Annotated in this window: 18 protein-coding genes; 3 read left to right on the forward strand and 15 right to left on the reverse strand. The window is 66.1% G+C overall.

Features of this window, described 5'->3' with window-relative positions; translation table 11 throughout:
- Nucleotides 1–15: 15 nt before the first annotated feature.
- Nucleotides 16–2457 (reverse strand): glycoside hydrolase family 2 TIM barrel-domain containing protein, encoded by a 2442-nt coding sequence (locus EDF18_RS07395; protein ID WP_123547045.1) that lies wholly within the window; start codon nt 2455–2457, stop codon nt 16–18.
- Nucleotides 2458–2585: 128 nt separating this feature from the next.
- Here EDF18_RS07395 and EDF18_RS07400 point away from each other — a divergent pair, with 128 nt between their 5' ends.
- Nucleotides 2586–3548: a LacI family DNA-binding transcriptional regulator gene (locus tag EDF18_RS07400; protein WP_123353550.1), complete on the forward strand. Its 963-nt coding sequence runs from the start codon at nt 2586–2588 to the stop codon at nt 3546–3548.
- 85 nt (nt 3549–3633) lie between these two features.
- Here EDF18_RS07400 and EDF18_RS07405 read toward each other — a convergent pair whose 3' ends face one another.
- From EDF18_RS07405 to EDF18_RS07425, 5 genes are all read right to left on the reverse strand, one after another.
- Nucleotides 3634–4329: a response regulator transcription factor gene (locus tag EDF18_RS07405; RefSeq protein ID WP_233569020.1), complete on the reverse strand. Its 696-nt coding sequence runs from the start codon at nt 4327–4329 to the stop codon at nt 3634–3636.
- Nucleotides 4326–5504 (reverse strand): sensor histidine kinase, encoded by a 1179-nt coding sequence (locus EDF18_RS07410; protein WP_233569066.1) that lies wholly within the window; start codon nt 5502–5504, stop codon nt 4326–4328. Before EDF18_RS07410 ends, EDF18_RS07405 begins: the two co-directional genes overlap by 4 nt.
- A gap of 101 nt (nt 5505–5605) precedes the next feature.
- Nucleotides 5606–7828, reverse strand: coding sequence for an MMPL family transporter (locus EDF18_RS07415; protein ID WP_123353548.1), 2223 nt, complete (start codon nt 7826–7828; stop codon nt 5606–5608).
- Between the two features lie 469 nt (nt 7829–8297).
- On the reverse strand, nt 8298–8813 hold the full coding sequence (locus tag EDF18_RS07420; RefSeq protein WP_123520031.1) for a response regulator: 516 nt from the start codon (nt 8811–8813) through the stop codon (nt 8298–8300).
- 2 nt (nt 8814–8815) lie between these two features.
- Nucleotides 8816–9103, reverse strand: a complete 288-nt coding sequence (locus EDF18_RS07425) for a hypothetical protein (protein ID WP_148050059.1) — start codon at nt 9101–9103, stop codon at nt 8816–8818.
- A gap of 564 nt (nt 9104–9667) precedes the next feature.
- Between EDF18_RS07425 and EDF18_RS07430 the strand changes: the two genes are divergently transcribed.
- The gene (locus EDF18_RS07430; RefSeq protein WP_148050060.1) at nt 9668–10162 is read left to right on the forward strand and encodes a hypothetical protein; all 495 of its coding nucleotides are present in this window, start codon (nt 9668–9670) and stop codon (nt 10160–10162) included.
- Between the two features lie 505 nt (nt 10163–10667).
- Here EDF18_RS07430 and EDF18_RS07435 read toward each other — a convergent pair.
- The 4 genes from EDF18_RS07435 to EDF18_RS07455 all read right to left on the reverse strand — a co-directional run bounded on the left by EDF18_RS07435 (nt 10668) and on the right by EDF18_RS07455 (nt 15658).
- Entirely contained in the window at nt 10668–10910 is a 243-nt protein-coding gene (locus tag EDF18_RS07435; RefSeq protein WP_123547047.1) for a hypothetical protein, read from the reverse strand.
- A gap of 212 nt (nt 10911–11122) precedes the next feature.
- A complete protein-coding gene (locus tag EDF18_RS07445; RefSeq protein WP_123547049.1) occupies nt 11123–11341 on the reverse strand; it encodes a hypothetical protein in 219 nt (72 codons plus the stop codon).
- A gap of 90 nt (nt 11342–11431) precedes the next feature.
- A complete protein-coding gene (locus EDF18_RS07450; protein ID WP_123547050.1) occupies nt 11432–12121 on the reverse strand; it encodes a sigma-70 family RNA polymerase sigma factor in 690 nt (229 codons plus the stop codon).
- A 222-nt stretch (nt 12122–12343) separates the two neighbouring features.
- Complete coding sequence (locus EDF18_RS07455; RefSeq protein ID WP_148050061.1) at nt 12344–15658, reverse strand: hypothetical protein; 3315 nt, start codon at nt 15656–15658, stop codon at nt 12344–12346.
- 493 nt (nt 15659–16151) lie between these two features.
- Here EDF18_RS07455 and EDF18_RS07460 point away from each other — a divergent pair, with 493 nt between their 5' ends.
- Nucleotides 16152–16424: a hypothetical protein gene (locus EDF18_RS07460; protein ID WP_123547052.1), complete on the forward strand. Its 273-nt coding sequence runs from the start codon at nt 16152–16154 to the stop codon at nt 16422–16424.
- 20 nt (nt 16425–16444) lie between these two features.
- On the opposite strand, the gene EDF18_RS07465 is transcribed toward EDF18_RS07460, so the two are convergent.
- From EDF18_RS07465 to EDF18_RS07485, 5 genes are all read right to left on the reverse strand, one after another.
- Entirely contained in the window at nt 16445–16891 is a 447-nt protein-coding gene (locus EDF18_RS07465) for a hypothetical protein (RefSeq protein ID WP_123547053.1), read from the reverse strand.
- A 492-nt stretch (nt 16892–17383) separates the two neighbouring features.
- Nucleotides 17384–17608, reverse strand: coding sequence for a helix-turn-helix transcriptional regulator (locus EDF18_RS07470; RefSeq protein WP_123547054.1), 225 nt, complete (start codon nt 17606–17608; stop codon nt 17384–17386).
- A 174-nt stretch (nt 17609–17782) separates the two neighbouring features.
- Nucleotides 17783–20890, reverse strand: coding sequence for a type I restriction endonuclease subunit R (locus tag EDF18_RS07475; RefSeq protein ID WP_123547055.1), 3108 nt, complete (start codon nt 20888–20890; stop codon nt 17783–17785).
- Entirely contained in the window at nt 20887–22098 is a 1212-nt protein-coding gene (locus EDF18_RS07480) for a hypothetical protein (RefSeq protein WP_148050062.1), read from the reverse strand. Before EDF18_RS07480 ends, EDF18_RS07475 begins: the two co-directional genes overlap by 4 nt.
- Entirely contained in the window at nt 22091–24055 is a 1965-nt protein-coding gene (locus EDF18_RS07485) for a class I SAM-dependent DNA methyltransferase (RefSeq protein ID WP_123547057.1), read from the reverse strand. Before EDF18_RS07485 ends, EDF18_RS07480 begins: the two co-directional genes overlap by 8 nt.
- Between the last annotated feature and the right edge of the window lie 930 nt (nt 24056–24985).

A 24985-nucleotide genomic window follows, 5' to 3' on the forward strand; every position in this document is an offset into this window, starting at 1 on the left:
TGACGGGGATGTCGGTCAAGCGACGGTGAGCGTGAGGCCGACGGGCTCGCACCCGTCTGCGGACACGGCGACGGAGACGGGGCCGACGCCGGTCGGGCGGACGATCGCGAGAGCGCGGCCGTCGTAGGTGCTGCGGGTCGAGCCCGAGAACAGCTCATGGGGTGCGGGGTCGCCACTGCCGAGCGCCTGGAGCACAGCCGCTCCCTCCACGACGACGGAGATCTCACGGTCGGCCAGCGGGCGGAGCACTCCGCTCTCGTCGGTGAGGGACACGTCGATGAACGCGAGGTCGGTCGTGCCCTGCTCCAGCTGGCTCCGGTCTGCTGTCACCTGGAGGCGGAGCTCGTGCGCGGCCGACCTCAGGGTCGTCCTCCCGGTCTCGACGCCGCCACGCCGGGCGACGGCGACCAGCTGTCCCGGGCTGTACGTGGTCTCGAACGTCGCCCGGAAAGCCAGCTCGTCACCGACCGACGACCTGCCGAGCGACGTGCCGTCCAGCACGAGCTCGACCTCGTCGGCGTCGCTGTAGACCTCGATGGTGACGGGTGCCCCCTCGTGCCCCTCCCAGCTCCAGCTGGGCAGGGCGTCGCTCCACGACCACGGGGTCCCCTGGACCGGCTGCCCGTGCCGCTCCGGCCGCTGCACGGCGACGTACGGCTCGGCCCGGAGACCGAACACGGTCTCGCGGTAGTACGAGACGGGGCGCCGGTGGCCGGTGATGTCGAGATCGCCACTGGACGCCGCGAGCCAGGGGTACGCCTTGGCCGCGGCGTGCGCCGTGGCACCGTCGGGGTAGCTGACCCCGCCGAGGCCGGCCTCGCCCAGGTAGTCCCAGCCCACCCAGGTGAAGTCACCGATGACGTGCTCATGCTGCTCGACGAGCTCCCAGTTGCGGGCGATGCGGGAGGGGAACGTCTCGCTGCCGACGATGACGCGGTTCGGGAACCGCTGTGCATCGAGCTCGTAGCGACCGTCGCCGTAGTTCATCCCTGCGATGTCGAGGACCGAGAACGACTCCTCGGTCCGCTCGCTGACCTGTGGTGACGCCGAGATCTGGTTCATCATGTCGCCGACCTGGGTCATCATGGCGTTCACCCCGCCTCCGGCCTGGGGTTCGGCCGAGGCCATCGCCTCGCGCTGCTGTGCCATGCCTGCCGTCACCATGTCGAGCACCGAGACGAAGCCGTTGATCCCGTTGGTGACGAAGCGGGTGGGGTCGAGCGACCGGACCTTCTCGGCGAGCCGCCTGCTCCAGACGCCTCCGCTGATCGCCCCGGTCTCGGGGATCTCGTTCCCGATCGAGTACATCACGACGCTCGGGTGGTTGCGGTCCTTGGCCACGAGTGCCTCCACGTCTCGCTCCCACCACTGCGTGAAGTCGGAGGCGTAGTCGAAGTCGCTCTTGCTCGAGGTCCACATGTCGAAGGTCTCGTCCATGACGAGCATGCCGAGCCGGTCGCAGGCCTCGAGGAGGGCGGTGCTGATCGGGTTGTGTGCGCTGCGGACGGCGTTGAAGCCGGCTGCCTTGAGGAGCTCGATCCGGCGCTCCTCAGCGCGTGCGATGGACGCCGCACCGAGAGGCCCGTTGTCGTGGTGGATGCACGCGCCTCGGAGCACGAGAGGCTCGCCGTTGATCCGGAGGCCGCGGCGGGCGTCGACCTGCAGCGTGCGGATGCCGACAGGGACGACCTCGTCGTCGAGGCGACGATCGCCGTCGGTCAGAGCCAGGCGCGCGGTGTACAGGGAGGGCTGCTCGACGTTCCACAGGGCGGGGTCGGACACGAGAAGCCGGTGACGGACCGTGGCGCGCTCTCCCGGCAGGAGGGTCACCGGAGAGCTGTCAGAGGCGACCTCGGCCAGACCCGCCTCATCGAGGGAGGACGACAGCCGTACCGTGCGTGTGGTCGTGCTGGAGTTCTCGACGACAGCGGCGATCTCGACCAGGGCGCGATCAGCATCGACGTCGGGCGTCGTGACCGTGACACCGTCGACGGCCAGGTGAACGGCGTCCTTGACGATGAGGCGCACGTCGCGGTAGATGCCGGCCCCTGTGTACCAACGACTGTCCTGGTGGGTGCGGCAGTGCACCGCGATCGTGTTGACCTCACCGTGTCGGAGCCAGGGGTCGATCCGGACCACGAACCGCGAATAGCCGAACGCGTGTTGTCCGGCCAGGGCACCGTTCACGTAGACCATGGCATCGCGGTGGACGCCGTCGAACTCGAGAGCCCACAGCTGGCCCGCCGCCTCTTCCGGCACCTCGAGCTGCCTGCGGTACTCCCATGCGCCTCCGGCGAAGTAGCCGGGCGCGGCCCCGTTCGCCAGATCGGGTTCGCGGGTGGTGGCGATCTGCGCGTCGTGCGGCAGCGTCACGTCCGTCCACGCGCCTCCCGCCCCGCCCAGTTCGGCGAACGCACTGACCTTGCGCCGGAACGACCAGCCGTCGTTGAGAACCATGACAGCCACGGGGAGCCTCCAAGAACATCGTCGTCATCGCGAGGTATCGCGCGTTACCGACTCAACCACGGCTCTCCGGGCCTGTCAACTCTCGGTAACATCGTCACAGCCGAGACGGAGGAGCAGGCGTGCCGGTCACCAGTGAAGACGTCGCCAGAGACGCGGGCGTCTCGCGAGCGGTGGTCAGCCAGATCCTCAACGGGCGAGGCGCTCGCTTCACCGCAGAGACGCGCGACCGCGTTCTCCGAGCCGTCACCGACCTCGGGTACCGCCCTTCGGCTGCCGGCCGAGCCCTGGCTCGGGGCTCGAGCGACGTGGTGGTCGCGCTCATCCCCGACACCACGTTCGGCGGCAACCTGCAGACGGTCTTCGAGTCGCTGACCGATGAGCTGGCCCGTCGCGGCCTCACCTTGGTCCTGCGTCTCTCGACGCCCTCGACCGAGGTGCTCGACAGCCTCGTCTCGAGCCTGCAGCCACGTGCCGTGCTGTCGCTGACCTCCTTCTCCGAGGCCGAACGCGCGTTGCTGGCCGCACGGGGCGTCGACGCCATCGATCCCGGCACGACGAGTCGCAGCCCGCTGAACCGGGAGATCGGGACGCTGCAGGCCGAACATCTCGTCTCTCGCGGTCACCGACGCCTCGCCTACGCCCACCTCGAGGACGCCCGCCGCGACCCGTTCGGTGCCGATCGTGAAGCGGCGTTCGCCGAGGTCGCAGTGTCTCGGGGACTGCCCCAGCCGATCATCGTCCATCTCGACATCGACCCTGGGTCGGCGGCTCGAGCCCTCGACGACCTCGGTGACCGAGGCGTCGCCGTGGGGTGCTACAACGACGACGTCGCGACCGCGCTCCTCTCGGTCGCGACGTCCCAGGGCTGGTCCGTCCCCGGCGACCTCGCCGTCATCGGCATGGACGCCACGCCCCTGTCGCGTCTGACGCAGCCAGCGCTCGCGACGGTCCAGTACGACATGGCAGCAGCCGCTCGGGGAGCTGTGGCGTCGATCCTGGCGACGATCGACCGGGCCGAGCACGGCTCTCCGGGCAGCTCGGTCGAACTCTCGCTCGAGCTCATCGCTGGCGGGACGACGTGACGTCTCCGGACCCCAGGCCAGCACCAGAGACGCAGCCCTCGGCGAAGAGCTGGCATCCTCGGACACAGACTCGTCGTACCACGACTCAGCGGATCAACCCGGCTTGGTAGGTGAGAGCGACGAGTTGGGCCCGGTCTCGTGCGCCTACCTTCATCATGGCTCGCGAGACGTGGGTCTTGACGGTGAAGGGCGAGACGAACAGCTGCTGGGCGATCTGTTGGTTGTCTCGGCCTGAGGCCGCCGCGATCACGACGTCGCGCTCGCGGGGCGTCAACTGGGCGAAGGTCGCTGCAAGAGCCTCGTCGACGGGAGCCGATGCCGTCTGTGCGACCTGCTCGATCAGGGCCGCGGATGCCCTGGCCGACAGCACGCCGCCGCCCTGGGCGACGTCGACGATCCCGGCGATCAGCTCCGTCGGACCGACGCCCTTGCTGAGGAAGCCGTTCGCTCCGGCGCGCAGGGCCGCTATGACGACGGAGTCGTTGTCGAACGTGGTCAAGACGAGGATCTTGACATCGGCGGTCGTCTCGTCGGCACGGATGCGTCGGGTCGCCTCCACGCCGTCGATGCCCGGCATGCGGATGTCCATCAGCACGAGGTCGACAGGATGCTCCTTGACGTAGTCGACTGCCTGCAGGCCGTCCTCCAGGTCGGCCACGACCTCCGTGCCGTCGCTCGCCTCGAGCATCCCCCGCAGCCCGAGTCGGATCATCAGCTGGTCGTCGACGATGAGCACGCGCACGGGAGCCTTGCTGCCGCCCGGCATGGGGTGGTCGATCATGAGTCGTGCCTTCCGTCGATGTCCAGGGTCACGGTCACCGTGAAGGTCGCCTCGTCGGCGGCGACGTCCACGTCTCCGCCCGCACTGCGAGCCCGCTCGGTCATGCCCACCAGGCCCAGCCCGGCACGCCTCCCGGCGACGACGACGTCGGTCCGCCGGTCGTTCCGCGCACGGATGGTGATGGTCGCGTTCACCAGGAGGACGTCTAGGTCGACCGTGCCCCTGCCGTACTTGAGCGCGTTCGTCAGTGCTTCTTGCACGATCCGGTACACGGCGGTGTCGATGGTCGCGTCGAGACCAGGAGGCAGGCATGCCAGTCGTGCCCGGACGTCGAGGCCCGTGCCCTCGAACGACGCGACGAGCGCCTCCAGTCCCGCGGTGCCGGGAGCCGGTCGGGTGTCGTCGTCCGACGACGGGCCGGAGGCGCGGAGCAGCGACAGGATCTCCTGCGTCTCGTGGAGAACGGCTTGCACCCCGATGCGTGCGTCTGCGAGAGCTCGTCGGGCGGCGTCCGCCCCCGAGGGCAGGCTGACCTCGGCGACGCCGAGGTGCATGCTCACGATGGCGACCTCGTGGCCGACGACGTCGTGCAGGTCCCGCGCGATCCGGAGCCTCTCCTCCGCGACCCGGCGGTCGGCCTCGGCCTCACGCGTGAGCAGGGCGTCCCTGGTGCGTTCTTCGAGCGAGCGCCAGTAGCGGTGTTGGCTGAGCAGGGCGCTGCCCGCGGCCGCGCCGGCGATCGACGTCGCGGCCGCCAGCGTGACCTCGGGCTGGGCGATCTGGAACGAGAGCGCGAGAGCCTCGGACAGTGCGGTCACCAGCGCGGTCACGAGACCACTCCTGACGGCCGAGACACCGCGGACGGTGGCGGAGAACACGGTGAAGACCGCGATGGTCCACAAGGTGATCGGGTCCCACCCGGCGAGACCGCTGGTCAACGCCCCGCCGAGGACGAAGACGAGCCCTGCCCAGGCGGATCGGCGCGCGACGATGACCCCGACCCCCGCGAGCGCGAACGCGAACCAGGCGCCCACGGGAGCCGCTGAGGACGTGCCCAGCAAGTGCACGGTCTCTCCCGCCAGGGCGGCCAGCGACACGACGAACGCGGTCCTGTCCAGGGTCGCAGGTCGGCGGTACCAGGGCTCGGGCCGGAGGTACTGCTCAGCACTGTCCATCGTCACGGTGTCATCCTGTCCTGTCTCGGTCGGATCTGTCGTCATGCGCGAGGCACGCCGGGCCTCGGTGGAGAGGTCCGGCGTGCCCTGGGCCAGCGGGGTCAGGCGTCCACGAGCTCGCGATCCGGCGTGCGGGCCGGGCTCTCCGCGTCGTGAGCGTCGAGGGCGTGGCCCTCGATGTCGAGACGCGGGATGATGCGGTCCAACCAGGCCGGGAGCCACCACGCGGCCTTTCCGAGCAGAGAGAGCACTGCCGGCATGAGCACGAGTCGGACGATGAACACGTCGGCCAGCACTCCGACGACGAGGCCGAACGCGATGGAGGCGGCGATCGCCATGGTGCTCGACGCGAACCCGGCGAAGACCACGGTCATGATCGTGCCAGCCGCCACGAGAACGGGGGCCGACTTGCTGAACCCGGCTACCACAGCCTCCTTCGGGGTCATGCCCTTCGAGTGCATCTCCTGGATACGGGACACGAGGAACACCTGATAGTCCATCGCGAGGCCGAACAGCACGCCGACCAGCAGGATGGGCAGCAGGCTGAGCATCGGGTCGCCCTGGGGGGCGGGGATGATGGCATCGAGCCAGCCCCACTGGAAGACCGCGACGCTGCCGCCGAAGGACGCCAGGAGCGACAGGAGGTAGCCCAGGGTGGCGACGATCGGGATCAGCAACGAGCGGAACATGACGGTCAGCAGGACGAGCGAGAGCACCGCGATCACGATGACGTACTTGATCAAGGCCTGGTTGAGGGCGGCCGACTCGTCGATGTAGATGGCTGCCTCACCGGTCACCTCGAGGGTGACGCCGCTCACGGAGGTGTCGTCGCGGATCGCCGAGACGAGGTCGATGGTGTCGTCGTCGATCGGGCTGCCCGTCGGGATGACCGTGTACATTACGGCGTCGCCGCTGTCGGCGATCTGACCAGGGGTGACTGACTGGACCCCGTCGAGGCTGCTCAGTTCTGCGGCCGTGGCTGCGGCGTCCTGGGCGATGTCCGTGCCCTCGGCGAGGACGATCAGGGGGCTCTGGACGCCACCGAACTCGTCGAGGACCAGGTTGTACGCGGCACGTTCGGTGGACTCTGGATCGGTGCCGCCGGGCACGTTGTACGCCGTCTTCATGCTCAGCGTGGGCAGGGCGACGACGACGAGGACGACGACGCCGGCGACCACGGCCAGGACCGGGTGCTTCACGACCGTGCGGGCCCAGCCGGCGAGGAAACCACGGCGGGCGGGCTCGTCCGCGAGTCGTGCAGTCTCACGGAGGTGGCGCTCGCGTCGAGGGAGGGCACGGCGTCCGAGGGTGCGCATGAGCACGGGCAGGAGGGTCAGGGCGATCAGGACGGAGATCGCGACGGCGACCGCTGCGGCGACTCCCATCTCGGTGATCGCCCGCATGTTCACCACGACGAGCCCAACCAGGGCGACGATCACGGTGAGCCCGGCGAAGACGACCGCGGTACCAGCCGTGCCGACGGAGCGAGCGACGGCGTCCTCGACGTTGCGTCCGTCGCGCAGTTCGGAGCGGAACCGGCTGAGGATGAACAGGCTGTAGTCGATGCCGACGGCGAGGCCGAGCATGGCAGCGAGGATGAGGGTGTTGTCGCCCATGGGGAAGAACGCGCCGTAGGTGAGGATGCCGACCGTGCCGAGACCGACACCGAAGGCCGCGACGAGCAGGTTGGCGCCGGCTGCCAAGAGCGACCCGAACGTGAGCACGAGCACGAGCAGGGCGGCGATCACGCCGACGGCCTCGCCGATGCCTGCTTCGGGAGCCTGGGTCTCGAGGAGGTTGCCGCCGAGTTCGACGCGTACGTCGCCGGTGGCCGACTCCTGCAGGTCGAGCGCGGCGGCGTAGTCGGCCTCCTTGTCGGCGGTGTCGCCGAGGCCCCCATAGGACAGGGTCGCGACGGCGACGGAACCGTCGGAGGAGATGTACGGCGCAGCGGGGTCCAGGGGGTTCGTGACCGCAGCGACACCGGGCAGCTTCGCGGCGTCGGAGAGGGTGTCGGTGACGACGGCCGAGGTGGCAGGGTCGGTGACGGAACTGCCGGCGGGTGCCTCGAACACCAGCTGCAGCGAGTCCGCCGCAGGGTCCTGCGCGCCACCCATGGAGGGGAACTCGGTCGCGAGCCGGTCGAGGGTCTCCGAGGCCGCGGTCGACGATGATGCTGTCTGTGCCGCTGCCTCCGGCTTGTCGCGAGTCGAACCGATGGCGAACGCTCCGATCAGAGCGGCGAACAAGACCAGCCAGATGCCGGTGACGATGAACCGGTGCCGGGCGCTGAAGCGCCCGATCCGGGAGAGGAACAGGGACATGCGGACTCCTTGAGAGCGAGAGAGGTGGGGGGCCAGGGTCTGCTCACCCCGGGATGACCCCATCGTTTCTCGATCCGATGACCCGGCCGTCGTCTGTCGGGATCGACCCGTGTACTCCAGATGGAGTAGGTCCTGGCGCTGGCGGATGGAGCCGTCCCGCCCCTACGAAACATCAAGAGCCCCCACCGGCGCGGTGGAGGCTCGTGGTGTCGGGCCATCGCCCGTGCTCGAAGCGGAGAGCGGCCGTCACTCGGCAAGGAGCTGGATCATGTCGATCGGCTCGGTCGGCGTTTCCCCGGTGGCGTCCACATGCGGTGCAGGCCTGCCGTCGGTACCTGGAGAATGACTGACGGGGGCCATCAGATCGCCGCGACCAGAACGAGCTCTGGTCCCTCGATGCGCACGGACCGTTGGTCTGCTCCCACCCCGTCGCGGCAGCTCGAGGCAAGCCCCCACAGCGACCTGGGCGTCACGAAGTCCCCTCCCTCTTCCGCCAGCCTGTTGACGAGTCTTTGCCGATCGTCGAGGCACCTGCCCTGCCCTGACTCCGGAACAGGCCGCGAAGCTTGTCGACGACGCCCTCGAGCGCAAATGGTTTGGTGATGTAGTCGTCAGCACCGGCCCCGAATGCATCGAGACGATCGTCGAGGTCGGACCGACCAGTGAGGAACACCACGGGGGTTTCAAGCCCCTGTCGACGCATCTCGAGGACGACCTCGACGCCACTCCCGTCCGGCAGCATCATGTCGAGCACGACAGCGTCAGGACGCTGCTCCTCGAGCATCGCGATGGCCGACTCTACGGACGCAGCCGACTCGACCGACCAGCCCTCGAGCTGCAGCGCGATCTCCAGCAAGCGCGTGATCGGTTCTTCTTCATCGACGACGAGGATGCGCAGAGCACGCGTGCCCCACCCAGACTCACGAAGTCGGTCTCCGCTGGGAACCGACACACGTGCCATCAGATCACCGTGTTCGGCGATCATCGTCAGGAAGCCGTTCGCTCGCCGGACGCAGTCGAGTGCACCTGGCTGGGCTGATTCGTCATAGCGGCAACGAGAGCGAGCACCGCCAGGCCGATCGCGTACACCACGTGACCGACGACGAGCGAGAGGACCCAGACGACGATCAGGGCCCAGCGTGCCGGGGTCAGCGCAGTCCGCATGATGCGCCAGCGGTCGCGGCGGGCTCGGCGAGGGGTGGTCGTGATCTGCTGAGCCGCGGTGCGGGCTGCGACGGGGGCGAAGTAGGCGGACGTGTGGCTGATGGTGGTCATCGATGTCTCCTCGAGTGGCTGCGGCTTCTGGTTCGTCCAAGGTTCGCGGACTTGGCTCGCCTCCGCGTCGTGCCATGAGACCAGGAACACGTACTCCGTTCGGAGTACGTCTCGAGCTCGGTGTCGGACGCCTCGGGCACGGGATACCTCGCCCTGCGGCAGCGACGACGCTCGGCCCTCGTCGAGCGTCGGCTTCTACAGCGATACGGGGGTTGTCCCTGCGGCTGGCGTGTCGTCAGCCGTGCCGGCCGTCGGGACGAGGGCGAGTGACGTTTCACCGCATGCCTCGGATAGCCACCGTCCTCGGCACTGGACCTGAGAAAGAGCGCCTCAAGTCGACCGCTGCCATTCCCTGCAGGCCCAGAAGCACAAGCGCCGGCAGTGCTTCACGAGCCTGGATTCGGCGGTCGCCGAGGGAGAACTGAGATCCGTGCAGCCCGGTGGGACGGACCCACGTCTCCGAGTTCAGGGCCCTGAAGGCCATGGGACGTTTCTAGAGTTCAGCGTCGAACGTCGATGAGCACTTGGTGTCAAGCCAATCGGGAGATGACTAGCCGCGCATGGATGGAGATGCACCTCACCCTTCAATCGAATCTCCGCGACCTCGAGCTTGTGGCTGTCGGCGAGGCGGCGGAGACTGAGGTCGAATGGCGGTTCCCGGCCTCAGACGGCGTCACGCGATGGCCAGGCGTGCGTCGACTCGTCGACCGGGTCGGTTCAGCGCGTGCCGGCTACCTCATCGTGGAACCCGCCATCAAGATGAGCTCCACGTATCGGTGGGCTCAATGCACGGGCGGCAGCCGCACTCCACTACTTGTCGAGGTGGGCTTCGACAGTGGCGTGGGGATCGTCGCCCCGGCTGGCGCACCGTGTGCCGAACCGGTTGTCGTGACGCGTGCGGGTGACGTCTGGCCGCACGCCTCGGTTGCCGACCCGAACGTGCTGTTGGACCCCGCGACGTGTGTGGATGTGTTCTTCTCGTGGCTCACGTGGGGGCGCCTACCTGCTGGCTTCGTGATGCGTCCCGTGGACGGCTACAGGTTGCCTGTGCTCTCTTGACGGAGGCGCGCGAGCTGAGGAGGGCATAAGGCAGAGTGAAGGGGCTGCCAGCGCCTCAGAGCCGGTGGGCGATTCTCGTGTCTGTCGAGCTCATCCGAAGTCACGCTGTGCCGAAAGAGTCTCTTCTGACGTTTGCGTCACCTCGGAGGCGGTGGACGGTTGGTCTCGTGCGCGATGGACGAGTGTCCGACAAAGGTGCTTCTCGGCTGTTGCGCAACCGGCTGGTACACGTCGTGATCCTGGGCAAGCACTCGAGGAGATCGTCGTCCTCGCGCTGCGAAGAAGGTGCGTAAGCCGAGTTCCCGCGGGCCGGAAGCCCGGTCCACGTGTGTGACAGCTGCTCTCTCGTCACGGCGTCGTCGGCGGGCGACTTGAGCACCAGCACAGTCGTACAACGACGCGACGACGCCGCCCATCATTTCGGCAATCGACATGGGGCGGCGTCGTTGCGAGCCGGGGTCGCAGGGTGTCCGACCAGGTGGACTCACGACAGTTGGCCGAGCGGCTACGAGGCCATCGCGGCCCGCGCTCGGGCCAGATCCCGCCGAGCCGCTCGGCGCTCAGCTCTGAAGGCGTCCTCCGCGTTCAGCTGACGGACGATGTGGGCCGCGTCCAGGAGCTCCTCGATCCGCTCGGGGGTGAGCCCGGGGTAGGTGTAGTCACCGAGCCTCCGGCGGAGGTGGATCTGTCGCTCGTACTTGAACAGTGCAGCTTCAGCCTTGATGTCGGCCTTGGTCTTTGTGGGCATGTGGTTCTCCTGTTGGTTGTGGTGTTGCGCGGTCTAGATCAGCTGGTCTGCTGCAGCGACGATGGCGTCGCATGTGCTGCACCGGCAGGCGTAGTCGCTGCTCCTGCGGTGGTCGAGGATGTCGGCGGCGGCGGCGAGGACGAGTTCCCTGTGACGCCAGGTCCCAGAGCGGGAAGCGTGACTTGGGGACTGGTTCGGTTCGGCGTGCGTCGTCATTCGCCGATGAGTTCGCGGTGGGGGCAGTCGGCGCCTTCGTGGTCCGTCGCGAGGTAGGTCCGAGCGGTTCGGATGGTGACGGCTGCTGCACGGACCTCGTCTCCTGCTGCTCCGTCGAGCTGTGGGGTGTGCCCCTCGGCCTCGAGCTCGTCGTCGGCCTTGACGGTGGCGAGCAGGATGTCGCAGTAGATGCAGGTCGCTCGAGTGATGTTCATGGTTACCTCTTTCTGGCGTTTTGCCGGTGGGTGTCGAGCACCCCTCACTGGGGCGTCTGATGGGTAGATGGGGCAAGGAGGCGACAATGTTTAGGCCGCGGCTCGATATGTTGCGAGAGATTCCCGCAGGAAGTCCGCGGCGCTACTGCGGAGCTGGGAGACGCGTGCAGTACCGACGCCCAACTCCACTGCGATGTCCGTGGCGGGAGCGTCTTCCAGGATGCGGAGCATCACGTAGCGCTGCTTGTCGGGGAGCTGCCCGATGGCCCGCCGCACATCGATGCTGCTGATGACTTGAGCCTGGTCCTCAGCGGCAAGCTCCGTGGTGCTTTTGGCCCCGTCGAGCGAGATGGCACAGAGCCACGGCAGGATGACGGCCGAGGCGGCGTCGCGTCCCTTTCGGGCCTTGAAGACGTGCTCAGGGATGACGACGGGGGTCGCGTAGCGACGCACCTCGTCCATCAGCTCGGCGTGGACGTAGGGCGCGGCGAATGCAGGGAACTGGGGGTGGCGCACCTCTTCCTCGCTCGTGCCGTCCTGCTGGGGCGCGAAGTGGGCGACTGCTTTCGCCGCTCCCAGCCAGCCGCGCATGTCCAGGTCGTCGGCATCGAGTGTCGGGTGCGAAGCCGCGACTCGACGTGCCTGCGAGCGGATGAGCGGGCCGACTGAACCGGCAAGCTCAAAGGCCGCCTGCCGTGAGCCGGCGGCGATGCGCCTGGCCAAGTCCATTTCTTGCTGGCTTGTGAGGGTTCGGGCGGTGGAGAGGAAAGTGGTGGCCACGATGCGTCCTGAGGTGGGCGAGCGTTCGCTCTACCGGCCGGACGATTCGCCGGGTGGCGGTCGCTTTGTGGCCTGCGCCTGGAAGACATGCGGCGGAAAAAGTGGTTCCGGGAGGCGGCCTCGGACTGGGCTGGCCCCAGTTGAGGTGACAGGTCATGAGGTGTTCCTTTCATCGGTAGGACGCGGGTGCTCCTACCGATTGGGCATGCGGCAGGTTGGGTGTCAGAGGTCGAAGGCGGCGGCGGGCAAGACGTAGCCGCGGGGGCGGGTCTCGCCCGCGATGGACCGGGGGGCCTTGCTTCCCGGGGTCGTGCCGTCCTTGACGAGGCTGAGGAAGCCGGCGTTGAGCTGCCCCATCGGCAGGCCTTCCAGGGCGGGGTTTCGCCGCTTGAGGTCCGTGACGGCCTGGTTGCGGAGGACGACGTACTGACGGTCCTCAGAGAGCACGCCGACCTCGAAACGGGTGGGCTCGTAGACGCCAGCGGTCGCCGTACGGGCCGTCCACTGCCAGCCGAGGCGCGTCGCTTCCTCCCCGGTGGGCATGCTGCCGTCGTGCAGGGCGATGTGACCGGTCTTCGAGGCGATGGTGTCGCGGGCGGCGTTGACGATGGCCTGCGCGGGGTTCGCGTCCAGCACGAGGGCTGCGTTGGCCCCGGCGAGGTCGTCGAGCGCCTTGACGACGTCCTCCTGGATGGGAATGAGGTCAGCGAAGCCGGCGGTCTCGGCGAAGAGGCGGAGCATCGTCCAGCCGGCGCCGACGACGGAGGCGTTGCTCGCGGAGCGGCCCGCCCTGGGTGCGTTCTCAGCTCGGAGACGCTCGTTCGTGGTTCGGAACTGGCGGAGGGTGCCGGCAGTGTCGAGGCGGCTGGCGAGGAAGCGGATGTAGGCGCCGTAGAGCGCCTGTGCAGCAGTCGCATGCGCCTCGCGGAAGGCGTCGAAGGGGGACGCGTCTCGGGGCGTCATCGCGACGGCGCCCGGCGGGAGATCGATGGCCAGGATGCGGGAGAGTACACCGACTCCTCCGCCGGGCAGGGCTTCGCCGGAGATGATGGCGCACGTCTCGGCTTCGGAGGCAGTCTTGAGTCCGCCGTCGACAGTGGACTTCGCCCCGGAACCAGCACCTCCGTAGCTGGCCTGAACGACGTTCGCGACCGCGAGGTTGACGACGTCGGCCTTGCGGCGGTCCTGGGGGACCCTGAAATCGTCGTGAATGCTGACAGCGTGACGCGCCCATTTGGCGGTGATCGAGGCCCCGAGCGCAGTAGCGCTCGGCAGGGAAGAACCCGTCCACGAGGAGAGGTAGGCGTTGCCCGTAAGGAACGCCTGGAAGGCGCGCAGCAGCTGCGTCTTACCCGCGTCCGGCGGGCTGACCAGGAACACGCTGGTCCGCTCGGAGAGTGCCAGCGGGGCGGCGAGGGCGAGGCCCAGCATCGCGAACGCGGCGTGGCTCGTGGGCGTGATGGCGAGGAACGCCGGGATGGCCGACGCCGCCGTCCGGATGGCCGTGGCGTCCGAGGGGAGGTCTGTGAAGCCGTAGGCGAGCTGCGCTTCGAGGAGGGAGTCTTCTTCGCTTCGGGGTGGGCTGCCGACGGTGAAGCCCGGGACGGTTCCCTGGGCGTTGACCGATCCGGCAGGCGCGAGGTAGGTCCATCCCCCGGTGTCGGGCTTCAGCCAGCCGAGAGTGCCGTAGGCCTCGACGACGTCGGTGCCACCGTCGGTGCCGAGCTCACGCAGGGCGTTGCCGACCTGCTCGCGGGCGACGGTGCTGATCGGGAGGCTGACGCCGACGTCGAGGCGGTCGACGACGGTCTTCGCGGAGTGCGCTTCCGCAGTGGTGAAGCCGGCCTGGGTGCGCACCCGTCCGTCGGACCTCGCGAGGGTGACGCTGACCTTGGCCTCGGCGGCGATGACCTTCCGGCCCTGTGTGTCGACGGTGAGCTGCTCGGTCTTGCGGCTCTTGAACGCGACCCAGCTGCTGATCCGCTCGAGGCGTTCCCCGTGCGTCAGGTCGGGTAGCTGGAAGCGGACGGTCTTGTAGATGCCGTGCCTGGTCTCTCCTGCTGCGGTCTCGTCCCAGACGTAGGCGCGTAGTCCGTCCTCGAGTTCGAACCGGGCGGGTACACGGTCGGCCACGGCACGAGCGATGGTCAAAGGTGCTTCCGCCGCGGCCGGGGTCGACGTGGAGGTCGGGCCGAGGAGGTCCAGCAGCGCAGTCTCGTCGTTGGCTTCGGCAGCGTCGTCAGCCCACGCCCCCACGGGTGCCAGAACAACGGCCTGCGGCCCGGTGACGGCCGGGAGGGGCGTCACCGGCGGTGGCGCCATCGAGACCGTTTGCGGCGCTGGTGCGATGCCGAACGCGCGGAGGACGTCGGGGTCGAGCACGGCGGGGAGGCTGGTGAAGAACGGCAGCGGCCAGGTCCCGCCGCGTTCGCCGTCCGCGACCAGGCGCGCCGCCCTCCGGTACCCCGTGGGGCCGCCGAAGGCGTGGGCGAGGAGGTCAAAGGACGACCAGGAGTGGTTCTGCCCGTCAAGCCCGAAGATGCTCTGGATTGTGGTGTCGAAGATGGTCAGCCGCTCCGGCTCACCGTTCGTGGCCCGGTAGATGCGGGCTGAGTCCAGTGGGCCGAGGTCCCCGTCGGGGCCGGGGAATGTCAGTCCGTTCTGGGGGCGCTCCTCGGCACCGAAGACTGCTTCGGCGAAGACGCTCACCGGCACGGTCAGCGCGAAGCGGTCACCGACGCGCTCGGACGCCCCGGGAGCCGAACCGGTCACCGCGCGCAGCGGCTCAGCGCCCCGGGTCTTCTCCGGTCGGGGCTCCGGCGTTGACGCCTCGGGGTAGCGGCTCAGAAGCTCGGTTGCTGAGTAGCGGGGTCCGTCCGCGAACTCGAGCCGGGTGCGCCGGCCCTGGTTCGCGTTCCAGGTCCCGGCGGGGCGCAGGATGCGGGCGGCATCCGCCAGGACTCCGGCGTCGATGTTGAGGGCGTCCTCCGCGGCGAGCTGCATCCAGAACTTCTTGTGGGCCTCGAGCAGGGCGGCGCCATCGGGGGTGTGCGGGTCGAGGAGGTCGTCGAGGACGAAGTAAAGGTGAACACCGCCTCCGGTGAAGACCTTGACGGTCGCCGGCGGAGCAGCATCGATCCACCGCTGCGCCTGTTCCTTCGTCGGGTTGCGGTCCCCAGCCGTGTGCACGCCGCTGTTGAAGTCGACGTCGACGAACAACGCGGGCAAGGCGAGCACGTCGGCCTTCTTGCCCCGTCCCGGCCCGAAGCTGGGCCGAAGTCCCCCGACTCCCACCCAGACGTTGTCGCCCTTGCACGCTGCCGTCACCAGGACGTCCCAGGCAGCTGATGCGTCGCTGATGGGGACGGCCGCGATTCCTCGGAAGGCGCCCTTGACGCCGGTGACCTTGTCGACAGCCTGGCTGCAGATGCTCATGACCGTGCCTGCGGGCCACTCGTGACTGCCCCAGATCGCAGCGTGCTGCGCTGCCCAGTCTTGCTCGTCAAGAGCCATGCTCTCGGTGGTGGTTTCCCCCATGGTCGATCCCTTGTGATCCCGTCTCCGGGGCACCGCCACTCGGCGGCACACAAGGGAAAGGGGGCAAGAACGACGGAAAGTTAAGTGCCGGACTCATCTTTCTTTTGGGGGCCGAACCCAACACGGCAGACAAGAGGTTGGGTAGCCAGCTGTCGAGCGCCTGGGGCAGGCGCCCGGAACAACAGCGACGGGCGGGCAGGAACCTGCGAACCGTGGGGGCCGGCTCTTGCTTCTAAATCTGCCGGTCTGAAGAGAAAAGAAGAGCTAACAGGCCTGAATTTCCGGGAGTTCGACGCTGCCCCAGGTGGTGGCCAAGCCGTGCCCCAGCCCTGGACCGCTGGCCTGATCACATGCGCGCCAACAAATTTGGAGTGATGGCTTAACTTTCGTTCGATCGTGACCCATTTGATGGGTGAGGGAGAAGAAGTCCCTCGTCTCCGCAAGAGACTCATCCGTGCCCACTCGAGGGCGCAACACGTAGGAAGAGAACGTCATGTTCGAAAAGCCCATCCGTCGCCCCCGCCACGCCGGCAAGTTCCAGGAGTTCGTCAGGACCCTGGACCCGGTGTCGCGCCAGAACCTCGCCCGACTTCTCGACGACGACGACCTCACGTCCGCTGACCTGCAGCTCACCCTCCGCAGCAACGGACTCGAGCTCGGAACCACGAGCATCAACCGGATCCGGGCAGACCGACGCGAGGACCGCGAGGAGGCTGCACGAGCGGAGCGCGCGGCCCGGCGCCGCCAGGCCAGCACGCGCAGCTGACCCCGGGTGGGTGCCAGAACTCAGATCGAGATGGCGCCCACCCGGAGGTAGCCGCTACGGGCGAGACCTAACAACAGGCCAGAAGCCGTCTGATGCTCGAGAGTCATCACATTGCCCCGCGGCGGCTGCCATCCTGCGGTACCGGGGTGGACGAGAACGAGCGGGACATCGCGGCGGAGCCAGGGAGCCGAGTCCCGGTCAGTGATGGTTCGGTCTCTAGTCAGTCGATCGATTTCCGCCATCGTGCACCCGTCAAGCGAAAAGGTGCCGGCGGTCGAAGCCCTGTGCATCGACTCCGCCTGGAACTCGGTCGCAGCCACGACGGCAATCGCTCGCATCGCGGTCGGCCGGTCGACGCCTTCACCGAAGTGCAGGTCGATGAGCGCCTCGACGATCTGGTCGGACGTTCCGGTGAGGACCTCGCCACGAGAGCCAGGACCACTGGCATGGAGGAATGACTTCTGCATGCCTGCGCCATGCGCGGCGCCGCGAATCTGCAGGAAGTCACCCCAGGAGGCTTTGCACCCGCGCTTGCACAGGACTCGGGGTTTGCCGGGCAGGGTGCCGGCGAGCCGCCAGTTGCGGGCATAACGCGGCCGGGAGCAAAGCCATGTCCGCCGCCCTCACCCCCCCCGGCCAACAACCCGCCTCAAAGAGGTGCCGGGTGACGCTGCCTACATGGGGCTGCCGGCGTGACTCTTCCCCGCCTCGTCGGCGACGGCCGCAACACCCGGCGCGCTCGACCTCACGGCGCGACGCAACGCGACGTTCAGCTGTACTGGGCGGAAAGTACACCGCGACTCTGCCTTGGCTCAGGTATGACTAAACGATCATCTCCCAAGCACGGGCCCGAATCGGTTCAGCGGCAAAGATCCGGATCCTGGTCGCGACGGGTTCGTGCGTTCTTCACAAGCGCGCGAAGCCTTGGCGCGTGAGCTCGGCCTCAAAAAGCATTAGCCCTAGTCATCGACATGTTCAGTGACTATGAACTCGAGCCCAAGAACCTCACATATGGCCCGAAGAGTCGCAGTGTTGACGTCACCACCAGCCTCCACACGGGCTATTGAGGGCCGCGAGACGCCAGCGGCGTCGGCGAGATCGACCTGCGACCACCCGCCGGACAGGCGTGCCGCACGGATCCGGCGTGCCACCCCTCCCATCGAGCCCGGGGTCTGATCAACCATGCTTTGTCTCCACGCTACGTGGCCGCGGCCCACGCATCAACCGTGCAGTAGCAGCTCGGAAAAGCACACCGGATAGCTTCTGCGGCCCAACCCACGAGGCGCTTAGCAGCCGCCATTGTCGGTGTAATTGTAACCAAGGACGCGTCCGCGACCACGACGTCGGGCAGAGCAGTGTCATACCGACTCCCCCGCCTGGTGGTACTTGGCATTCATCATCTCGGCATTGATGGCCGCGAACTGCTTGAGGATCGCCGGGTCATTGAGCGCCTTACGAATCTCGTCGTGGTCAGAGAACGCCTGGAACATGGCGTAATCGCTCGCATCAGAGAACTTTTTCGATCCCTTAAGTTGGTCGAGCGTGTTGTTTTTCGCCATCGCCGCTGCCTCTTCATCGTGTTCAAGGTAGCCCCAGTAAGCCGTAATGAAGCCAGAGATCGAACCGGGCGCTGCCTCAACGCCCTTCGCGCTGAACAATTCGTTGACCTGGGCGATAGCCACATCGAGGGGGCCCTTTGGCTTTGCCGATGAACTACCCGGTTCCGAGTCAAAGCCGGGCATCTCGATACCCAGACTCTGGACCGATGGGTCGAGCGCGAAGTTCGCGTTGATCATTTCAGGGCGCAGCTGCACACCAGCGAGATCGACATTCTCCATATACGAATCATCGTATATTTCGGGCTTCAAGTGCAGGTTGCGAGCTAGCAGCGACATAAGCACCGCGCGCAGCCGCAGATCCTCGTCGTCATAGTCGACGATCTGTGAGAGGAACTGCCAAGCGTTGCGGTAGCTGATTGCATCAGAACGGAACTGCTTGAGCTCTTCGTAGCGCTCCTTGTTGCTCGTAAGCTTGGCCTTTTGCAGCTCCGTCTTCCACAGAATGGTGATTTGTCCGAGCTGCTTACGAATCTCCTCGCCACCTTGGTTTTCGACGTAGGCCGCCGCCACGGCGCGCAGCTGGTAGTCGGTGTAGAGACCGACCGCGTCGAGGCGCTCGGCGAGTGTTTGGAGCGCGTTCGCGTCGACCTCTCCCTCGATGTTCGCCTCGGTGTAGTAGCGCGCAAAGTCATTCTGGATCTGTGCTGGGTCATTGGTGAAGTCCACGACCATCGGCGCACTCTTGCCAGGGTGGATGCGATTGAGACGCGAGAGCGTCTGCACCGTCGTGATGCCGCTAAGGACCTTGTCGACGTACATCGCCATGAGACGCGGCTCATCGAAACCAGTCTGGAACTTGTTTGCGACGATAAGGACCTTGTGATCGTCCTCCTCTCGGAACGCCTGTGCCACATCCGAGAGACCATTCAAGGAGATCTCCGTAACCTCCTGCCCAGCGTCGTCCTTGATCGTGCTTGAGAACGCAACGAGGGTGCGGAGCTCGGTGTAGCCCATGTTCCCGATGTACGCATTCATCTTCTCCGACCAACGCACGGCGTCCTTCCGGCCGCTCGTGACCACCATCGCACGTGCCTCTCCGTCGAGGAGGTGAGCAACATTCCGGCGGAAGTGTTCGACTACGACCTGCACTTTCTGCGCGATCGCGGTCGGGTGGAGGCGAGCGAAGCGCACGATGTCCTTGACCGCCCGCCCCGTCTCGACCTGCGGGTCCTCATCCCCGCCGAGATCGAGCGTGTTCCTGACGCGCAAGAACATCTCGTACGTCGAGTAGTTCGTGAGCACGTCAAAAATAAAGCCCTCCTCGATCGCCTGCGCCATCGTGTAGTTATCGAACGCCTCCCAGCGCTCCTCACCGGACACCTGGCGACCGAACAAGCGCAGCGTTTTTGCCTTGGGCGTCGCGGTGAGAGCAACGAACGTGATGTTGGCCGATGCCGCGATCGCCGAGTCGGTAGCCGCAAGCAGGTCGTCGGCACTGATGCCCTCGTCCTCGTCGAGCTCGACGTCGACGAGGAGACCCTTGAGCGCCTTCGCGGACGATCCGGACTGCGACGAGTGGGCCTCGTCGGCGATGACAGCCCACTGACGGCCGTGAAGTGCGTCCGTGTCCTCGATGAGCTTCATGACGTGAGGAAAGGTTTGCAGGGTGCACGTGATGATGTGGCCGCCCTCGAGGAGCGCTTGCGTCACCTGCGAAGACTTCGAGCCCGGCCCATCGCCAATATTGACCACGAGGCCGGCAGACGACTGGACGAGTTTGATATCGTCCCTGACGTTCTGATCTAGCGCCATCCGGTCGGTGACCACGATGACCGAGTCGAACGTAGAGGTGGCGTCTGCACCCATGTGCCGGATGAGGCGATGGGCGAGCCACGCGATCGTCTTCGTTTTTCCGGAACCGGCCGAGTGCTGCACAAGAAATCGCGACAGAGGCTCATCAGATTCGATGCTCCCGACGATCCGCTCCACGGCGCGGAGCTGATGGAACCTTGGGAAGATGAGCCGCCCGTCGTTTTTCTGCGAACGGTTCGGCTCGTAAAGCGCGAAGTCCTTAAGGATGCGAAGGAACATGGGGCGGGCCAGGACGTCGCGCCACAGATAGTTCGTGGCGGAACCTGTCTCCGAGGGCGGGTTGCCCTCATGACCTCCGTGCCCCTGATTGAAGGGCAGGAATGTCGTCTTCTCGCCCTCAAGCTTGCCCGTCATATAGACGAGGTCGTTCGAGACGGCGAGGTGGACGAGAGCCCGCCCGGGCTGCAGCAGCGGGCGCGTCGCGCTCGGGACCCGGTCCTTCCGGTACTGCGTGATCGCATGTTGCACCGACTGCGTATTGTCGGTCTTCAGTTCCATGGTCACGATCGGCAGGCCGTTCGCGGTTAGCACCACGTCGATCTCCTCCGTCGTCGTCGTGTCGAAACGCACTTGGCGCAGAACGCGCAACTTCACTGCGGCTGCTTCCTCGACGACGGAAGTGAGCAGTTGGTTGGCAGGAGGGAAAGCGATGAGCGGTCCAAACGCTGCCGTCGAACGACCGACCTGCGAGTACTTGAAGCCCCTGCGAAGCACGCCAAGGAGACCGCCGACGGGGTGCCCAGAAATAGGGTCCATCTTCGTCGCCTTGCCGAGCTCTTTGATTAGGTGATCGAGAAGCTTTTCCTGTGCCTGCATCAGAGAGCTATTGGGCAGGTCCGAGGGCACCGCCTTCTCGTACTCGTCCGGGTACTGCGCCCGCAGCCAATCGAGCACATCCCTGGGCACCATTGCGCGTGCGACGTCCCAGCCGTTAGCCGAAGTGATGCCATCGTGCTCGAAGAGCCAGCCGCATTGCGCGAGCTCATGGCAAATGTTCATCTCGAACTCGTGCTCAAGGGTCTGTGCGTGGCTCATGGCGCTTCCTTGTCTCCGGTGACGACATCTGTGATGAGTGCCGTCCGGCGTTCCACCAGGAGGGCCCTCAGTTCAGCGACTTTCGCGAGCATCGTATCGATGCGCAAGGTCACGGCGTCGAGTTGAATTGCGATGCGCCTCTGCTCGTCGAGCGATGGCACGGCGTGCACCATCGACATAAAGCCCTTGACGTCGAGGTTTTGGATTCCGGTGGTTTGGCGCACGTAGTTCCACGTGCGGCCGCCGACGTAGCTACCGTGCAACGCGTAGAGCCAGAAACGCGCGTCATGCTCGTTTGTGAGACGCACTCGAAGAATGAAGTTCGCGTACACCGCGGGCGTTTCCCCCTCGTAGGCGACAATGGTCCCAACCGGGCTACGGTCAGTGCCCCCCGACTTCTCGACGAGGATGTCTCCGCGCTCAAGCGAACACTTCACCCGGTCCTTCTCGGGCACGCGACGGATTGTAGGCACTTCGGTGACCTTGATTTCGTTGCGATCAAAGTCCGCCACTCGGGCGCATCGCACGTCGTCCACGCCACCATTGGGCTCGTCGCCCCACACACCCGTCTGAGCGTCCTGAACGGCAAACTTGAGGGGCAGCAGACGCCAACCGCTGGGTAGCGGTGCCGTAGCTCCTTCCACGCCTTCAAGGGCGAGTGCCGCCTGATGGGTGGCAGAGACTACGACTGTTTTACGCCGGCTTTCGAGTTGCTTTGTTAGCTCGTCCATCTTCGCGATCATTGCGTCGATCTCGCGGGTTTCACGGTCGAGGTAGTCGGCTATGCGGCGCTGCGCCGCGAGGTCGGGCTTGTGGACTGCAAGCCCCCGAAGGCTCATCCACTCGACGCGCGGCATCTTGACGCCCTTGGAAGCCGCGGTGGCAAAGCGCACGAAGTCACGGCTCCCGACGATGTAACTCAGGAACCGCGGATCGACATCGGAGGCAGGGCGATACACATGGATGTCGCCGCCAGCAGTACCTGCGCGATCGGCACGCCAGTACTTAGCCAGGTATGGGCGGAGCTTGCCGAAGAGCACATCCCCCTCGGCGAACGGAGTTCCTTTCGCCCCGTAGGTCGACAAGTCTCCGTCAGCCAGCCGCCCGGTTTGAGAGACCATATCTTCAAGTGCGACTTGGAAATCTCCAGACTCAGCGCTATCAGAGACGAGCGTCGCGAGCGACCAGAAGGGAGCAGCCTCATGCATCGCGGTGCACCGCGTTAAACAGCTTCGAGAGCTCGGCCATAAGACGGCCGACGTCGGCGTCGATCTCTGCTAGCCCCCGCGGCTGCTCGGGGACGTAGAAAATGCGCGTGAACGGGATTTCATTGCCCTCCTTGGCCTTTAACTCGTCCCATGTCGCGCCCTCGACGAATGGCAGCACTTCGCGTGTCATGTGCTCGTCAAGGTCCTCGCTCATCGGCACGCGCTCGGTGATCTTCCACCCGTCAAGCAGTACCGGGTCATTGTTGCGGCCCAGAGCCAACTCGGCACTTTCGTCCTGCACACCGAGAGCTTTCGTGACTGCGTCGACGAGGCCAAGCGGAGCCTTGAGACCTGCGACCTTGCAGCGCTGCATGAATGCTCCAGCCAAGCCATTCCAAGCCGAGCCGTCGAGGCCGCGGATGACCGCCTCATGACCCCCCACGTACGCCCCGTGTTTGGCGATAGTCGCGAGAGCCTCGTCGGTGACGACAGTCGCCAGGCGCGCCTGCTTGAACACAGGCACGTCTCGGAACATAAAGTCTTTGGGCGTCATGATGCGCGAGATCGCAGGGTCCGCGTCCTCGAAAGCCTTGTACGCGTCAAGAGCGGCTTGACGGTTCTTTTCGCTCATCCCGCGACGCTTGTCACCCAAGGGCTTGTGCATACCTTCCCACTGAGCCGAGGCGTCGATGAGCTGGATTTTGCCCTTGCGTTCCTCTTCTTTGTTCGTGTCAAGGATCCACACGTACGTGGCGATGGCTGTGCCGTAGAACATCTGCGTCGGCAGCGCGATGATCGCGTCGACGAGGTCGTCGTCGAACAGCCACTGGCGGATCGCGTTCGGACCCTTGTCCGAGTTGAACAGCGGCGATGCGTTAGATACGACAGCAGCGCGCCCACCATGGCCGGCCTTGCCCGCCGGTGCGAGCTTTGAGGCGCAGTGAGCGAGGAAGAGCATCTGCCCGTCGGACTTAGACGGAAGACCGTGGGAAAAGCGTGAGCCCATGGCGAGCGCCTCTGCCTTAACCTTCTTCTCCTGCTTCGACCAGTCCATTCCAAACGGTGGATTGGAGAGTACGTAATCGAACTGCTGACCCTCGTACTCATCCTTGAGGAGCGTGTCTCCTTGGCGGATGGCGTCGGGCAGTCCGCCTTGGATAAGGAGGTCCGCCTTGCCGAGCGCAAAGGCGCCGTCCATAAGCTCCTGACCGAAGAGGCCGACCTCGATGTCAGGGTTGAGCTCGGCGAGATGGTCTTTCGCAACGAGCAGCATGCCGCCCGAGCCTGCAGTCGGGTCGTAAATCGAGCGGGTCGTGTTGCGGCCAGCCAGCGAGTCCTCATCGGAGGCGAAAAGAACGTCGACCATCAGCTTGATGGCGTCACGCGGGGTGTAAAAGGCCCCCGCGGCCTTGCCCTTTTTGTCGAAGGCACGGTACATAACGTCCTCGAAGAGGTCGCCCATCGCCGTGTTCGGCATCGATGCCGCCGAGAGGTCAAGTGTTGCAAAGTGGCGCACGACCTGGTGGAGCGTGTTCGCCTCGTCGAGTTTCTTAACGAGGCGCGGGAACTCGAAGGAGGTCCATATGTCAGCGATCGTATGCGAGAACCCCTCAACGTAATCGGTGACTGACTTCGAGACGTTGTCGTCGATCGAGGCAATCGTCGCCAGGCTCAGCGGCGACGTGTTGTAGAACGATAGGCCGAACCTTCGCTTGACGAGCGAGTCGATGAAGTGCGCCGGGGTGTCTCTTGCGATGAGGTCTTCGATGAACGGAACGAGCTCGGCCTTCGTCGGCACGAGCAGGCACTCGAGGCGTCGGAGCACCGTGAAGGGCAGGATGTAGTCGCCGTACTCGGTCTCCTCGACGACACCGCGGAGGAACTTGTCCGCGGTCTCCCAAACGACGCGGGCTGCGGTCGCCGACCGCTGGGCCTCGGCAGGACTGTGGGTGGTCATTCGGCCTCATAGTTAATAGTCAGGTGCATGGGCGCTTGTATCACGAAGTTTACATTCCTGGTTGGGCTTTGTAACTCCCGTCATCCCAGCGAAACTACTTCCGCGTGACACCGCCAAGAGATACGGACCGGAGTGGTTGAGCGCCTCCATCGCGTGCGAAGGCAGGTGCAACGAGCTCATCTTCAACGCCGTTCGATAGGACGCCGTCGTTCTCAGCACCTTGCTTGGGCCGTCACTTGCGCTGACCAGACTGCCCACGAACCGCGTTCCTACTCGAGACAACGCGCCCGACGCCGTCACACCAGCCTGCGCGGCTGAGCCGTAGCGGTGCCAGGCCTCAGATCGGGGTGGCACCCACCCAGAGGCAACCGCTTCGGGCAAGGCTGACGGAGCATCCAGTTGCCGTCAGATGCTCGAGAGTCATGACGTTAGCGGGAGGCTGCCACCCCGCGGTACCTGGGTGGACGAGAGCAAGGGGCACATCCCGCGGAGCTAGGGAGCCGGGTCCCGTTCGGCGATGGTCCGGTCTCTGGTCAACTGATCGATCCCAGCCATCGTGCAGCCGTCGAGCGAGAACGCGTCAGCGGTCGTCCCCCGCTGCATCGAATGCGCCTGGAACTCGGTCGCTGCTAGGACGTCGATCGCTCGCACCCCGGTCGACCGGACGACGCCTCTACCTAAATGCATAACGATCAGCGCCTCCAGAATTGACATACCGGTGAAAACCTCGCCGTGCGGACTCGGACGGATGGCATGAAGGAATGACTTCTGCGAACCGTGTCCATGGGCTGCGTTTCCACTGAGACGGCCCCAGAGAGCCTTCGCAACTCCGCATCTTTAGGAGTCGTGAGCTGCCGCGCATGGTGCTGGCGAGCCGGCGCCTGCCGGCAGAACCTGACCAGGAACGAAGCCATGTCCGCCATCCTCGAA

It is taken from the genome of Frigoribacterium sp. PhB107 (assembly GCF_003751515.1).
In the GTDB taxonomy this organism is placed as follows: domain Bacteria; phylum Actinomycetota; class Actinomycetes; order Actinomycetales; family Microbacteriaceae; genus Frigoribacterium.